This window comes from Thiocystis violacea, assembly GCF_016583565.1.
Taxonomy (GTDB): Bacteria; Pseudomonadota; Gammaproteobacteria; order Chromatiales; family Chromatiaceae; genus Thiorhodococcus; species Thiorhodococcus violaceus_A.
On record NZ_NRRF01000002.1, the window covers coordinates 137,069 to 151,473 of the forward strand.

At 63.5% G+C, this 14,405-nt stretch carries 12 protein-coding genes; 10 read left to right on the forward strand and 2 right to left on the reverse strand.

Going from position 1 to position 14,405, the window contains the following annotated elements; genetic code table 11:
- Window positions 1–47: 47 nt before the first annotated feature.
- Together glnD and map are read right to left on the reverse strand one after the other, a co-directional pair.
- Window positions 48–2,732: a [protein-PII] uridylyltransferase gene (glnD, locus tag CKO23_RS01455; protein ID WP_200327963.1), complete on the reverse strand. Its 2,685-nt coding sequence runs from the start codon at window positions 2,730–2,732 to the stop codon at window positions 48–50.
- On the reverse strand, window positions 2,729–3,511 hold the full coding sequence (gene map / locus CKO23_RS01460; RefSeq protein ID WP_200327964.1) for a type I methionyl aminopeptidase: 783 nt from the start codon (window positions 3,509–3,511) through the stop codon (window positions 2,729–2,731). The genes glnD and map overlap by 4 nt, the downstream gene beginning before the upstream one ends.
- A 448-nt stretch (window positions 3,512–3,959) precedes the next feature.
- Here map and rpsB point away from each other — a divergent pair, with 448 nt between their 5' ends.
- The 10 genes from rpsB (at window position 3,960) to CKO23_RS01510 (ending at window position 14,303) form a co-directional block, all read left to right on the forward strand.
- Window positions 3,960–4,694 (forward strand): 30S ribosomal protein S2, encoded by a 735-nt coding sequence (gene rpsB / locus CKO23_RS01465; protein ID WP_200328003.1) that lies wholly within the window; start codon window positions 3,960–3,962, stop codon window positions 4,692–4,694.
- 132 nt (window positions 4,695–4,826) lie between these two features.
- Window positions 4,827–5,714 (forward strand): translation elongation factor Ts, encoded by an 888-nt coding sequence (gene tsf / locus CKO23_RS01470; RefSeq protein ID WP_200327965.1) that lies wholly within the window; start codon window positions 4,827–4,829, stop codon window positions 5,712–5,714.
- A gap of 54 nt (window positions 5,715–5,768) precedes the next feature.
- Window positions 5,769–6,491: a UMP kinase gene (gene pyrH / locus CKO23_RS01475; RefSeq protein ID WP_200327966.1), complete on the forward strand. Its 723-nt coding sequence runs from the start codon at window positions 5,769–5,771 to the stop codon at window positions 6,489–6,491.
- Between the two features lies 1 nt (window position 6,492).
- The gene (gene frr / locus CKO23_RS01480; RefSeq protein WP_200327967.1) at window positions 6,493–7,050 is read left to right on the forward strand and encodes a ribosome recycling factor; all 558 of its coding nucleotides are present in this window, start codon (window positions 6,493–6,495) and stop codon (window positions 7,048–7,050) included.
- 56 nt (window positions 7,051–7,106) lie between these two features.
- Complete coding sequence (locus CKO23_RS01485) at window positions 7,107–7,871, forward strand: isoprenyl transferase (protein WP_200327968.1); 765 nt, start codon at window positions 7,107–7,109, stop codon at window positions 7,869–7,871.
- The gene (locus CKO23_RS01490; protein ID WP_200327969.1) at window positions 7,858–8,700 is read left to right on the forward strand and encodes a phosphatidate cytidylyltransferase; all 843 of its coding nucleotides are present in this window, start codon (window positions 7,858–7,860) and stop codon (window positions 8,698–8,700) included. The genes CKO23_RS01485 and CKO23_RS01490 overlap by 14 nt, the downstream gene beginning before the upstream one ends.
- Window positions 8,701–8,713: 13 nt before the next feature.
- Window positions 8,714–9,901: a 1-deoxy-D-xylulose-5-phosphate reductoisomerase gene (gene ispC, locus CKO23_RS01495; RefSeq protein ID WP_200327970.1), complete on the forward strand. Its 1,188-nt coding sequence runs from the start codon at window positions 8,714–8,716 to the stop codon at window positions 9,899–9,901.
- Window positions 9,902–9,906: 5 nt separating this feature from the next.
- The gene (gene rseP, locus CKO23_RS01500; protein WP_200327971.1) at window positions 9,907–11,271 is read left to right on the forward strand and encodes an RIP metalloprotease RseP; all 1,365 of its coding nucleotides are present in this window, start codon (window positions 9,907–9,909) and stop codon (window positions 11,269–11,271) included.
- A gap of 171 nt (window positions 11,272–11,442) precedes the next feature.
- Window positions 11,443–13,773, forward strand: a complete 2,331-nt coding sequence (gene bamA / locus CKO23_RS01505) for an outer membrane protein assembly factor BamA (RefSeq protein WP_200327972.1) — start codon at window positions 11,443–11,445, stop codon at window positions 13,771–13,773.
- Window positions 13,774–13,820: 47 nt separating this feature from the next.
- Window positions 13,821–14,303 carry an OmpH family outer membrane protein gene (locus tag CKO23_RS01510; RefSeq protein WP_200328004.1) on the forward strand — a complete coding sequence of 161 codons (483 nt, stop codon included), beginning with the start codon at window positions 13,821–13,823 and terminating at the stop codon, window positions 14,301–14,303.
- Window positions 14,304–14,405: the final 102 nt, after the last annotated feature.

A 14,405-nucleotide genomic window follows, 5' to 3' on the forward strand; every position in this document is an offset into this window, starting at 1 on the left:
TCGGCGGCGCCCAGACGGGGCGCTGCCTCGGTCTTGCTGCCTGAGTGTCAGCTCGGGGCTCCTTGTCCTTCGAGTCGTTCATAGATCTCTCGTCTCAAGCAGGCCAATGCCTTCTCGCAGGTGATCGGGGTCGCTTCTTCGCTGGTGATGAAGAAGACGTCGTCCACCTCGGCACCGACGGTGGCGATCTTGGCGTTCTGGAGCCGAATACCGCAACCCTGGAAGACGGCGCCGACCTCGGCGAGCAGCCCGGGCCGGTCCAGGGTGGTGAGGCGCATGATGGTGCGGTGATTGGACTCGTCGGCAGCGAAGCTGATGCGCGTCTCGGTCGGGAAATGACGGTGTCGGCGGGGAACCGAGCGTGCGACCTTGATGGAGGCGTGGGCCGGTTCACTGATGTTCGCTTGCAGCATCGAACGGATCTCGTCCATGTTCAAGGGGTCGTCGATCGGCAAGCCGTCTTGGTCCAGAACCTGATAGCTGTTGACCACCATGCCGTCGTTGGTGGTCATGACGCGCGCGTCCATGACGTTGAGGCCCATCTGGTCCAGGGTAGCCGTGGTTCGTGCGAAGAGGTTGGGGCGCTCGCGGGAGTAGATGAACACCTCGGTACCGCCGCGCGCCGTCAGAGGGCGAATGACGATCAGGGGGTGCTGGCTCGGGTCGGCCTGTAGGATCTGACGCGTCTGCCAGGCGATCTCGTCGGGTGAGTTGTGCAGGAAGAAATCCAGGCTGAGCTTGAGCCAAAGCGCTTCGCAGGCGTCGGGCTCGACGCCGTAACGTGCCAGGAGCCGGGTGCTCTCGGCCTGCTTTTGGGCGATGAGCTCGTCCTGCGCTTGCGGATTGTCCAGGCCGCGCAGCAGGGCTCGCCGCGTGCCGTAGTAGAGTTCACGCATGAGGGCGTCCAGCCAGCTGTTCCAGCGCGCCGGGTTGGTCGCGCGTGCGTCCGCGACGGTCAGGAGGTAGAGGTAGTCGAGCCGGGTCGGGTCGCCGATGAGCTCGGCGAACGCCTGGATCACCTCCGGGTCGCTGATGTCCTTGCGCTGCGCCGTCATCGACATCACCAGGTGCTGCTCGACCAGCCAGGCCACCAGGCGACTATCGAACTCACCCAGGCCATGCAGGCGGCAGAAGTCCCAGGCGTCGTGCGCGCCCAGCGTGGAGTGGTCGCCGCCGCGGCCCTTGGCGATATCGTGGAAGAGCCCGGCGAGATAGAGCAGCTCTAACTTGGGGATGCGCCGGCCCACGGCGCTGCAGAGCGGAAACTCCTCGTCGTGCTTGGGAACGGTGAAGCGGCGGAGATTGCGCACCAGCATCAGGGTGTGCTCGTCGACCGTGTAGACGTGCAGCAGGTCGTACTGCATCCGGCCGACGATGTTGGCGAAGGCCGGGATATAGGCGGCCAGCACGCCGTAGCGGTTCATGCGGCGAATCGCGTGGGTGATGCCGGTGGACTCGCGCAGGATCTCCATGAAGAGGCTGCGTGCGCGCAGATCGGCGCGGAAGCTGTCGTCGATGCGGTGGCGGTTCTCGCGGATCAGGCGAATGGTGCTGGCGCGCACGCCATCGAGCTGCGGATGGGTCTGGAGGATGTGGAAGACTTCCAGGAGTGCGATCGGATAGCGGCGAAAGACGCTTGGCGAGGTGACTTCCAGGTAGCCGCTGCGGGACTGGAAGCGTTTGTTGATCGGGATCGGTGGGCCGATCTCGTCGTGCAGCAGGATGGCCTCGCGAAAGAGCTGGAGGAGCATCTCGTTGAGGCGGTTCAGCTCCTGCACGGTCCGGTAGTACTGCTGCATGAGCTGCTCGACCGCGAGGTTGTTCGCGCCGTCGCAGAAGCCGAATTCCGTCGCCAGGGTGCGCTGGTAGTCGAACAGCAGGCGGTCCTCGCGCCGTCCGCTCAGGCGGTGGAGCGCGAAGCGGATGCGCCAGAGCAGCGTTTGCCCGGCGATCAATGCCTCATGCTCGGACTCCGTGAGGAAGCCATGGTCCACCAGTTCGTGGAGGGTCTCCGCCGCGAAGTGTCGCTTGGCGACCCATCCGATCATCTGGATGTCCCTGAGCCCGCCCGGATTCTCCTTGATATTCGGTTCGAGGTTGTAGGCGGTATCGCCGTATTTCTGCCAGCGTGCCCGCTGCTCCTGGGTCTTGGCGGCGAAGAAATTCTCGCTGCTCCAGATGTGCTCGGGTCCGGTCGCCTCCCGCATCTGCTGGAAGAGCGGTTCGCTCCCGCAGAGTAGGCGCGCCTCCATGAGGTTGGTCATGACGGTGACGTCGCCGCTTGCCTCGCGCACGCAGTCCTCGACCGTGCGCACGCTATGGCCGACTTCCAGGCCGATGTCCCAGAGGAAGACGATCAGATGCTCCAGCGGCTCTGCGAGGTGGCTCTCCGCGTGCGGTGCGATAAGGATGAGGATGTCGACGTCCGAGGCCGGCTGAAGCTCTTCGCGTCCGTAGCCGCCGACGGCGATGAGTGCGGCATCGCGATTGGCGCCGAGGTGGTGCGTCCAGACGTCCCGCAGGACGGCATCGACGAGCCGGCTGCGCGCCTGCACCAGGGTTGCGATCGGGACGCCTTGAGTGAATTCGCGGTAGAGCTGCTCCTTGCCGCTGCGCAGGCGTTCCTTGAAATGCGGGATCGCGCTGAGCGGGTCGTGGAGGGCGTTCCCGCTCGCCGCCTCCGGCGCAGCCATGCCCGCGGCGCGGTCGGCTTGTTGGAGCAGGCTGCTCATGGCAAGGGGGGCTCGTCTCGCTCCTCGGCGCGCAATGTCAGGATCTCATGGCCGTCCGGCGTGACCAGCACCGTGTGCTCCCATTGCGCAGAGAGGCTGCGGTCCTTGGTGACCACGGTCCAGCCGTCCGGAAGCATCTTGATGAAGCGTTTGCCGGCATTGACCATGGGCTCGATGGTGAAGCACATGCCGGCCTGCAGGCTGAGCCCCTCGCCCGGCTTGCCATAGTGCAGGATCTGCGGCTCTTCATGGAATTCCCGACCGATCCCATGGCCGCAGTATTCGCGGACGACCGAGTAGCCCTGCGCCTCGACGAACTTCTGGATGGCGTAGCCGATGTCTCCAAGCGTCGCGCCCGGACGCACCGTCGCAATGCCCAGCAGCATCGCTTGTCGAGTCACGGTCACCAACCGCCGGGCGAGCACCGAGGGCTCGCCGACGAAGAACATCTTGCTGGTGTCGCCGTGATAGCCGTCTTTGATGACGGTGATGTCGACATTGACGATGTCGCCCCGCTTGAGCCGCTTGTTGCTCGGGATCCCGTGACACACCTGATGGTTCACGGAGGTGCAGATGGATTTGGGGAAGCCGCGATAGTCGAGCGGGGCCGGGATGGCGTCCTGGACCTCGGTCATGTACTCGTGGCACAGCCGATTCAGCTCCTCGGTGGTGACGCCGGGCTGGATGTGCGGCTCGATCATATCGAGCACGTCGGCCGCGAGTCGGCCGGCGATGCGCATTCTCTCGATTGCCTCGGGGGTTTTGATCTGCACACTCATCTTGCTTCTCGAGGCATCCATATGTTGTCGGTTCGCTCGTTGGCCGAGATTCGGGTCAATTGCCCGCGAAAGACCATCTATGGTATAAAACGCGGCGCGCTGCGGCAAACGACGTCTGCTCTCGGGTCTCATTAAGCGGCCTGCCGTTGCGCCAAGCGGGGCCTGCGTGCTCCGTCCGATCGAGAGCGGCGTCGCTCGCACCCTTCGCCATCCCTGTGCTCGTCGTCGACGTGCGCATGTCGCGCTAATTTGAAGCCTCGTCTCGGACTGCCGAGCGTCGCGCTCATCGCGGCGACCAGCGGGCTATTGGCGGCCGGCGAAGGGTTGCGAATGTCCACACACGCGTCGGCACAGGTGGCTGGGTGCCCGTGAGAGCGGGTTGTCGCTTGGGGCGCGTGGAGGTCCAACCCGATTCAATTCTAGGAAGCATACCTTGAGCGAAGTCACAATGCGTCAGATGCTGGAGGCTGGAGTTCACTTCGGCCACCAGACCCGTTACTGGAACCCCAAGATGGGGGCCTTCATCTTCGGGCACCGTAACAAGATCCACATCGTCAACCTCGAGAAAACCCTGCCGCTCTACCAGGACGCAGTCAATTTCATGGGTAAGTTGACGTCCAACGGTGGCAAGGTGCTGTTCGTCGGCACCAAGCGCGCCGCGCGCGATGCCATCAAGGAGGAGGCAATCCGCTGTGGCATGCCCTACGTCAATCACCGTTGGCTTGGTGGCATGTTGACCAACTTCAAGACGATCCGCCAGTCCGTCAAGCGCCTCAAGGAACTCGAGGCTATGTTCGAGAGCGGCACGATCGAGCGGTTCAATAAGAAGGAGGCCCTGGGTCTCTCGCGCGAGCGCGACAAGCTCGAGCAGAGCATGGGCGGTATCAAGAACATGGATGGGCTGCCCGACGCCATGTTCGTCATCGATGTCGGTCACGAGAAGATCGCCGTGACCGAGGCGAACAAGCTGGGTATCCCGGTGATCGGTGTGGTCGACACCAATAACGACCCCAGCAACGTCGACTACGTCATTCCTGGCAACGACGACGCCATCCGCGCGGTCCGTCTCTACATCTCCGGCGCGGCGGACTCCGTCCTGGACGGGCGCAGCACCGCGGCTGCCATGGTTGGCCGCCGCGAGCCTGTCGAAGAGGTCGCTGCTGTCGACACCGCCGCCGACTAAGGTGTGCGGACCCGGGTGCCGATGGGGCGCTCGGGTCCTTCCGGCAATCCTGCTGTCCTACCGCCGCGTTCAGCGGCGGTTCTGTATGATGAATTCCAGCAAGCCCGCAAGCGGGCCAGAGGTGAGCGAACAATGGCGATTTCAGCCGCATTGGTGAAGGATCTGCGCGAGCGCACCGGCGCCGGCATGATGGAGTGCAAGAAGGCGCTCGTCGAGGCCAACGGGGACATCGAAGCCGCGATCGAGGCCATGCGCAAGTCTGGTCAAGCGAAGGCTGCCAAGAAGTCCGGGCGGACGGCGGCCGAGGGCGTGGTCATGATCAAGATCTCGGATGACGCCAAGCACGGCGTCATGGTGGAGATCAACTGTGAAACCGACTTCGTCGCCAAGGATGCCAATTTCGAGGCGTTCGCGGAGTCCGTGGCCGACACGGCCTTGTCGGCTGGTGTGCAGGACGTCGAGGCGCTGTCCTCGTCGGCGCTCGCAAGCGATCCGTCCATGACCGTCGAGACTGCACGCGAGGCATTGGTCGCCAAGATCGGCGAGAATGTCCAGGTGCGTCGCCTGATGCGCTTCGACGGGGCCGAAGGCAACCTCTACAGCTATCGTCACGGTGTCAAGATCGGCGTCGTCGTCGAACTGGCTGGGGGTGACGAGGCACTGGGTCGCGACATCGCCATGCACGTTGCCGCCAGCAATCCGATCTGCGTGAGCGCGGATCAGGTGCCGGCCGACACCCTCGTCAAGGAGCGCGAGATCTTCAAGGCCCAGGCGCTCGAGAGCGGCAAGCCCGAGGCGATCATGGACAAGATCGTGGAGGGGCGGGTGCGCAAGTACCTGGAGGAGGTCACGTTACTTGGTCAGGCCTTCGTCAAGGATCCGGATCAAAGCGTCGAGAAACTGCTCAAACAGGCCGGGGCGCAGGTGAAGCGTTTCGCGCGCGTCGAAGTCGGCGAAGGTATCGAGAAGAAAGTCGAGAACTTCGCCGAAGAGGTCATGGCTCAGGTTCGCGGTAGCTGAGTCCTTGCTGTATCCTGTCGGGTTATCCGATCCAGACGCAATGAGGTAGTGGGCATGACGGCCCCCGTGTTTAGACGCATCCTGCTCAAGCTCAGTGGCGAGGCGCTGATGGGCGCCGGCTCGCACGGGATCGATCCGGACGTGCTCGAGCGCTCGGCGCAGGACGTTCGGGCATTGATCGAGGCAGGCGTTCAGGTGGCGCTCGTCATCGGCGGCGGGAATATCTTCCGCGGGGCCGCTCTCTCGTTGCGGGGCATGGACAGGGTGACCGGCGATCAGATGGGGATGCTGGCGACCGTGATGAATGCGCTCGCGATGCAGGATGCGTTGGAGCGCCTCGGTGTCTCGGTGCGGGTGATGTCCGCGATCAAGATCAATCAGATCTGCGAGGACTACATCCGCCGCCGTGCCATGCGCCATCTCGATAAAGGGCGCGTGGTCATCTTCGCCGCGGGCACCGGTAACCCCTTTTTCACCACGGATTCGGCTGCCAGTCTGAGAGCGATCGAGGTCGGCGCGGACCTTCTGATCAAGGCGACCAAGGTCGATGGGATCTATTCGGCCGACCCCATGGTCAACCCGAACGCAACCTTTTACCCACGCATCAGCTATGATCAGGCGCTTCGCGAGTCGCTCCAGGTCATGGACACGACGGCGATCGTGCTGTGTCGTGACCACGGTATGCCATTGCGTGTCATGAACATCAACGAGGCCGGGGCTCTGCTGCGATTGGTCCGCGGCGAAGACATCGGGTCGCTGGTCGTAAGCGGGAACTAAGATGATCGACGATATCAAGAAAGATGCAGCAGACCGCATGGCCAAGAGCGTCGAGGCGCTGTCCCATGAGCTTGCCAAGATTCGCACGGGCCGCGCGCATCCAGCGCTACTCGACCACATCATGGTGTCCTATTACGGTTCGGACGTGCCGATCCGACAGATCGCCAATATCAACGCCGAAGATGCGCGCACGCTGGCGGTGACGCCCTGGGAAAAGAATATGGTCCAGGCGATCGAAAAGGCGATCATGCAATCGGATCTCGGTCTGAATCCAAACACCGCGGGCACGGTCATCCGGGTGCCCATGCCCCCCCTGACCGAGGAGCGTCGCCGTGACCTCATCAAGGTCGCGCGGCACGAGGCCGAGCAAGCGCGCGTGGCTGTCCGCAACATCCGTCGTGATGCCAACCAGGAACTCAAGGATCTCGTGAAGGAGAAGATGATCTCCGAGGATGATGAGCGCCGCGGCCAGGAGATCGTCCAGAAACTCACGGATCAGTACATCAAGGACCTGGACGCCGTGCTGGCAGACAAAGAACAAGACTTGATGTCGATTTGAGGCCTGATGGTCTCGCCTGATCCAACGTCACCGTGGAAACCACATCACCCGCAGTCATGGCTTCGGCCGCCGAGCGCCGGATGCCGAGTCATGTCGCCATCATCATGGATGGGAACGGTCGCTGGGCCAAGCAGCGCGGGCTACCGCGCACGGCTGGCCATCGCGAGGGCGTCAAGAGCGTTCGTGCCGTTGTCGAGGAGAGCGTGCGGCGGGGTGTGGAGACGCTGACCCTGTTCGCCTTCAGTAGCGAGAATTGGCAGCGTCCAAGGACCGAGGTGAACATCCTCATGGAGCTTTTTGTGAGCGCCCTGCGCAATGAGGTGAAGCGCCTGCATGAGAATCAGGTGCGTCTGCGCATCATCGGGGAGCGGAGCGCCTTTCCCGAAAAGCTGCAGCACCGCATCGCGGAGGCAGAGGCGCTCACGGCCGACAACAACCGTTTGAATCTCCAGGTCGCGGCCAATTATGGCGGGCGCTGGGACATCGTCCAGGCGGCGCGACGCATGCTCGCCGACGTCCAAGCCGGGCGCCTTCAGCCCGAGGCCATTGACGAGCAGGTTTTCGCCGAGCATCTGTCCTTTCCCGACCTCCCCGAGCCGGATCTCTTCATCAGGACGGGTGGCGAGCAACGCCTGAGCAACTTCGTGCTCTGGCAGTCCGCCTATGCCGAACTCTATTTCACCGACACCCTCTGGCCGGCGTTCAACGAGTCGGCCTATGGCCTCGCCTTGGATGACTATGCCCGTCGCCAGCGCCGTTTCGGACGCACCGGTGAACAGGTCGAGACCCTGGCGGCGGTGAGTGCCTATGCGCGAGGCTAGCCTGGTGCTGGCGTCGAGCAGTCTGCGACGCCGGGCGATCACGGCGTTCTCGCTCGGCCCGCTGGTCATCGCGGCCGTGCTGCTGCTGCCCACGCCTGGGTTCGCGCTCTTCCTCTCGGTGGTGCTCCTGATCGCGGCCTGGGAATGGTGCGGACTCTCAGGTATCACGCGCGTCGTGCATCGCATCGCCTACTCTGGGGTCGTCGCCGTCTGTTTGGCGATACTCTGGCTGGCGCCCGATTGGCAGCTAGCGCTCATGGCCGTCAGCGCGATCTGGTGGTTTGCGCAGGCGGTCAGGCTCATGCGCACGCGTGAAGTCAGCGTGGTCGTCGAGCCCAGGCCCTGGCAGCTTCTGGTCGGATTGCTGGTGTTGCTGGCGCCCTGGGCTGCGCTCATGAGCCTGCATCGCATGCCCGCCATCGGTCCAGGACTGGTGCTATTCCTGCTCGTGCTGATCTGGACGGCGGACTCGCTGGCCTATTTCGTCGGCAAGCGCTGGGGCAGGGCGAAGCTTGCGCCCGCCGTGAGTCCAGGTAAGACGCGCGTCGGCGTCTATGGCGCCCTGGCTGGCGCCGGTCTGTGCGGCTTGCTCTTTTCCTGGGTGCTGTCGCTGGATCTGCCCCACACCCTCTTGGCGTTGATGGTCTGCGGTGTCGCCGCGCTGATCTCGGTCGTCGGCGATCTCTATGAGAGCCTGCTGAAGCGTCAGCGCAACCTCAAGGACTCGAGTCAGCTCTTGCCCGGTCATGGTGGCCTGCTCGATCGCATCGACAGCCTGACTGCGGCCGCCCCCGTATTCGCCCTTGGCATGGCCTGGGCCCTAACTTGAGCGGAGTTCGACAGTGATAGGCGTGACCCTACTCGGAGCCACCGGCTCTATCGGCGTCAGCACCCTGGACGTGCTGGCTCGGCATGCGGATCGTTTTCAGGCGGTCGCCTTGACCGCCAATCGAGATGCGGAGCGCCTTGCCGAGCAATGCCGTCAGCATCGCCCAAAGTTCGCGGTGATGGCCGATGCGGATGCCGCCATGCGGCTGCGCGACCTCCTTGCGGACATGCCGCAGCGCCCGGAGATCCTCTCGGGCGTCGAGGGGCTGGAGCAGGTCGCGGCCTTGCCCGAGGTGGACTACGTGATGGCGGCCATCGTGGGCGCGGCTGGGCTGCGCCCGACGCTGGCCGCGGCGCGCGCCGGTAAGCGCGTGCTGCTCGCCAACAAGGAGTCCTTGGTCGTGGCTGGCGCCCTGCTCATGGAGGCGGTTGCCGAAAGCGGCGCCGAACTCCTGCCGATCGACAGCGAGCACAACGCGATCTTCCAGTGTCTGCCTCCGAACTTCACCGATGGACTGCCCAAGGTGGGCGTCAAGCGGATCCTGCTCACGGCCTCCGGCGGTCCGCTGCGCGACTGGCCCATCGAGCGCCTGTCCGCCGTGACGCCCGAGCAGGCCTGTGCGCACCCGACCTGGGCGATGGGGCGCAAGATCTCGGTCGATTCCGCGACCATGATGAACAAGGGGCTCGAAGTCATCGAGGCCTGCTGGTTGTTCGGGACGGACACCGACCATATTCAAGTCGTGGTACACCCGCAGAGCGTCATCCATTCTCTCGTCCAATACGAGGATGGATCCGTGCTCGCCCAGCTTGGAAACCCAGATATGCGTACGCCGATCACACATGCGATGGCCTGGCCCGAGCGGCTCGATTCCGGGGTCGCTCCGCTCGACCTCTTCGCCGTGGCGCGCCTGGATTTCCAGGAGCCTGACCTGATGCGCTTCCCCTGTCTCGCGCTGGCGTTCGAAGCGGCGCGCCTCGGCGGGACCGCGCCGGCCGTCCTCAACGCCGCCAATGAGATCGCGGTCGCCGCCTTCCTGGAGCGCCAGATCGATCTGCCCGGCATTGCGGCCGTCGTCAGTGAAACCTTGCAGACGCTTCCGAACGAGTCCGTGCAGGGTCAGGGGCTGGAGTTTCTCCTCGACGTCGACCAGCGCGCGCGCGACTGCGCTGAACGCTTGGCGCGCGAGCGGGCCATTTAGCCACGATGGACATCCTCTTCACGCTCGGCTCCTTCATCGTCGCTCTGGCGATTCTCATTGCCGTTCACGAATTCGGACACTTCTGGGTGGCTCGTCGTCTCGGGATCAGGGTGTTGAAGTTCTCGATCGGTTTCGGCAGGCCCCTGCTGCGCTGGCAACGCCGCCCCGAGGCGACCGAGTACGTGGTCGCGATGATCCCGCTGGGCGGCTACGTCAAGATGCTCGACGAACGCGAGGAGGAGGTTCCGGAGGCGCTGCTCGATCAGGCGTTCAATCGCCAGCCCATCTGGAAACGCTCCGCGGTCGTCTTCGCCGGTCCGCTCTTCAATCTGATCTTTGCGATCCTGGCCTATTGGATCATCTTCATGGCCGGCGACACCGGTCTCAGGCCCGTCGTGGGGGCCGTCGAGCCGGCGTCCATCGCGGCGGAGGCCGGTTTCCAGGCGGGCGACGAGCTGCTCAGTATCGATGGTCGGCCCGCGCGCAGCTGGGAGACCGCCGTCTTTGCCTTCACTGTCGAGGCATTGGACGGCAAGGACCTTGAGGTCCAGGTGCGCGATTCCGGTGGGCTGGAGCGTTCACGCATCATCCCGGGCGAGGCGTTGGCGAAACTCTCCGAGGCGCCGGATCTCGTCAGTCGCATCGGAATCGAGCCCGACAGGCCAGCACTTCCGCCCGTCATCGGCGAGATCGTCCCAGGTGAGCCGGCCGAGCGCGCCGGACTCGCGGTCGGAGACCGCGTCTTGAAGGCTGACGGGCAAGCGCTCGCCTCTTGGCAAGACTGGGTCGCTTTGGTGCGTGATCGGCCCGGTCGGGAGATCGTGCTCGAGGTCGAGCGCCAAGGCAGCGAGGTTCGCCGGATCGACATCACGCCGAGCGCGATCGAGATCGACGGCAAGGAAGCTGGGCGGATCGGGGCCGGTCCCGAGGTGCCTGATGGGCTGATGGATGGCTACCTCGTCGACGTTCGCTATGGCCCCGTCGAGGCCATGAGTCAGGCCGTCGGAAAGACGGTCGAGATGAGTACCGTGATGCTGCGTGTCATGGGGCGGATGCTGATCGGCGAAGCCTCGGTGCGCAACCTGAGCGGGCCCATCACCATCGCCGAGGCCGCTGGGCGGACCGCGAGCTACGGGCTCGATTCCTTCGTCAAGTTCCTGGCGATCGTGAGTATCAGTCTGGGTGTCCTCAACCTCCTGCCCATTCCCGTGCTCGATGGCGGCCACCTCCTCTTTTTCCTCGTCGAATGGATCAAGGGTAGTCCGCTCTCCGATCAGGTCCAGCTCCAGGGCCAGAAGGTTGGATTCATCCTGCTCGCGGCGCTCATGACGCTCGCCTTCTACGTGGATCTTTCACGCCTCTTGGGTTAATTACGACTGTTCCCTTATACTAGCGCGCCTTGGGGTGACGCTGGTCGAACGCCGTGCTGGCCTTCGGTCAGCACGGGGCGGTTCTGCCCCGCATGGGAGGCGCGACGTATCAGCGTCTCCTTTGGATGCCGGCTGCGTCGCAGATCTCGGCTTGATGTAGGGGACCTCGTCTTGCGCGCGATAACTCAGACTCTCGGCTCGAATGTCCGGCAATCCGTCTTGCTGTGCCTCCTGCTGGCCTTCGTTCATCTCCCAGCCTTCGGCGAGGTCTTCCAGGTCTCCGATATCCGTGTCGAAGGGCTGCAGCGCATTGCGCCAGGGACCGTCTTCAACTATCTGCCCGTGCAGGTTGGCGACACGGTCAGCGAGGACGTCACGGGCGGCATCATCCGCTCCCTCTATCAGACCGGCTTCTTCGACGACGTGCGCGTCGAGCGCGACGGGAGCGTCCTGGTCATTTGGGTGCGCGAGCGACCGGCGATCGCTGAGATCAAGATCTCGGGCAATAAGGATATCGACACCGAGGCGCTCAATGCGGCGCTTGCAGATATCGGTTTGAAAGAAGGACGGGTCTTCAACCGCTCCGTGCTAGACCGAATCGAGCAAGAGCTCGAACGGCAATACTTCGCGCGCGGCAAGTACGGCGTCATCATCCAGTCCACGGTCTCGCCCCTGGAGCGCAACCGCGTCGCGGTCAATATCGAGGTGATCGAGGGGCTGACGGCTCGGATCAAGCAGATCAACATCATCGGGAATCAGGCTTTCGCCGAGGAAGAGCTGCGCAAGCAGTTCGAGCTGGGCCCGACCCGTTGGAATTCCTTCTATTCTAAGAACGATCAGTACTCCAAGCAGAAGCTGGCGGGGGATCTGGAGTCGTTGCGCTCCTTCTACCTCGATCGCGGCTACATCAAGTTCGACATCAAATCGACGCAGGTCTCGATCAGCGCCGACAAGAAGGAAATCTACGTCACGGTTGCCATCGAAGAGGGCGAGCCTTTCCGGGTCAGCGACATCAAGCTGGCTGGCGATCCTTCCGTGCCGGCCGAGCGGCTCTTCCCGCTGATTCAGCTAAAGCGTGGGGAGTATTTCTCGCGCAAGGCGACTACGGAAAGCGCGGAGCGCATCTCCAGCCTTCTGGGTGACGAGGGCTATGCCTTCGCCAACGTCAACACCGTCCCCGAGATCAACGAAGAGGCGAAAGAGGTCGCCGTGACCTTCTTCGTCGACGCGGGCAAGCGCGTCTACGTGCGCCGGGTGAACATGAAGGGCAACACGCGCACGCGCGACGAGGTCCTGCGGCGAGAGATGCGTCAGCTCGAGACCGCCTGGTTCTCCGCCGATCTGGTGCGCAAGTCGCGCGAGCGTCTGCAGCGTCTGGGCTACTTCGACGATGTCTCCATCGAGACGCCCGCGGTGCCGGGATCGGCTGACCAGGTGGACGTGGACGTCACCGTGAAGGAGAAGCCGGCCGGCAACATTGCCGCGGGTATTGGTTTCTCCCAATCCCAGGGCATCCTGCTGAACGCCAGTGTGACCCAGAACAATTTTCTCGGAACAGGCAAGCGGATTGCGCTCGCCTTCAATACGAGCACCGCGACCAGGCTCTATCAGCTCGGCTACAACAATCCCTACTACACCGTCGATGGGATCAGCCGAGGCTTCAACCTCTCCTACCGGGAGACGGATTTCGATGAGCTGATCGGCGCCGACTACTCCACGGATGTGGGGATCGCCGGGGTGAATTTCGGGTTGCCGATTACCGATACCAGCCGGGCCGGACTGGGATTCAGGTATCAATACACGGATTTCACCGCGGGTGAGTCGGGTATCGCCCAAGAGTTCGTCTACGAGAATGGGAATACCTTTAACGACTTCATCCTGTCCGCGAGCTATACCAACGACACACGGGATACCGCCGTCTTCCCCACCCGCGGTGGTTTGCGGACGACCGCCGCAGAGCTGTCCGTGCCTGGAAGCGACCTGCAGTATTACAAGGTCAGCTACCAGGAGCAGCGGTATGTCCCGCTGACGTCGCGCTTCGTCTTCTCGCTCACGGGAGACGTGGCCTATGGCGACGGCTATGGCGATATCAGCTATCTGCCCTTTTTCGAGAACTACTATGCCGGCGGTCCCCGCTCCGTGCGTGGCTGGGTCGCGAACTCCTTGGGGCCGCGCGAAATCGCCAGCGATGATCCGGTCGGCGGCAACCTGAAGCTCGTCGGCAGCCTGGAGCTCTTCGCCCCCGCGCCGATCGGCGGTCAGTTCGAGAAGACATTGCGGCTCGGCGCCTTTCTCGATTTCGGCAACGTCTGGTCGACCTATGATTCGGATCTGCTGACATCGACCGGGTTCGATATGGGCGATCTGAGGTACTCGACCGGCATGTCCGTGACCTGGCTCTCGCCGGTCGGCGCGCTCTCGATCAGCCTGGCCTTTCCCCTCAATGAAAAAGAAGGGGATGACACTCAGGTGTTCCAGTTTGGGTTCGGGCAGACGTTTTGATTCCGGGGGTGTTCTTGAAGACTCCAGTCCTCTCCCTCGCCACGCTCGTGACGGCGCTCGTGGTCAATCCGCTGCATGCGGCGGATTACCGGATCGCTGTCGTGGATCCCAACCGGGTCGTCGAGCAGTCGCCGCAATATGAGGCGGCGCGCGATGCCCTGCAGGGCGAGGTCGAGGAGCGCGAGCGTAATCTGCGCGAGCAGCAGGATCAGATTGCCTCGCTGCAGCATAAGCTGGAGAAGGATGGTGCGCTCATGAGCGAGAGCGAGATCCAGCGTCTGCAGAACGACATTCGTAGCCGCACGCGCAAGCTGAAGTATGCCAGGGACGAGTTCCAGGAGGATTTCGCCCTGCGTCAGAACGAGCTCAGGACAAAGCTGGGGCGGCAGGTGCAGGAGGTAGTGGTCGAGTTGGCCAAGGAGCAGAAGATCGATCTCATCATCAGCGACGGTTTGGTCTACTCGAACCCTCGTATCGATATCTCGGACCTCGTGATCGAGCGTCTGAAGGACGAATTCAACAAGAAGTGAGCGCTTCAAGAAGTGAGCGTTTCGCGAAGCAGCGAGCGCCGCGCTCCAGGACCACCTGATCTTGCCGCGCTGACCACGCCGAACCCTAGGGGCTGACCAGGA

What these genes read in the sequence shown, in the direction of transcription:
- glnD (WP_200327963.1), bottom strand. Translation starts at nt 2,732, where the DNA reads ATGAGCAGCCTGCTCCAACAAGCCGACCGCGCCGCGGGCATGGCTGCG.
- map (WP_200327964.1), bottom strand. Translation starts at nt 3,511, where the DNA reads ATGAGTGTGCAGATCAAAACCCCCGAGGCAATCGAGAGAATGCGCATC.
- rpsB (WP_200328003.1), top strand. Translation starts at nt 3,960, where the DNA reads ATGCGTCAGATGCTGGAGGCTGGAGTTCACTTCGGCCACCAGACCCGT.
- tsf (WP_200327965.1), top strand. Translation starts at nt 4,827, where the DNA reads ATGGCGATTTCAGCCGCATTGGTGAAGGATCTGCGCGAGCGCACCGGC.
- pyrH (WP_200327966.1), top strand. Translation starts at nt 5,769, where the DNA reads ATGACGGCCCCCGTGTTTAGACGCATCCTGCTCAAGCTCAGTGGCGAG.
- frr (WP_200327967.1), top strand. Translation starts at nt 6,493, where the DNA reads ATGATCGACGATATCAAGAAAGATGCAGCAGACCGCATGGCCAAGAGC.
- CKO23_RS01485 (WP_200327968.1), top strand. Translation starts at nt 7,107, where the DNA reads ATGGCTTCGGCCGCCGAGCGCCGGATGCCGAGTCATGTCGCCATCATC.
- CKO23_RS01490 (WP_200327969.1), top strand. Translation starts at nt 7,858, where the DNA reads ATGCGCGAGGCTAGCCTGGTGCTGGCGTCGAGCAGTCTGCGACGCCGG.
- rseP (WP_200327971.1), top strand. Translation starts at nt 9,907, where the DNA reads ATGGACATCCTCTTCACGCTCGGCTCCTTCATCGTCGCTCTGGCGATT.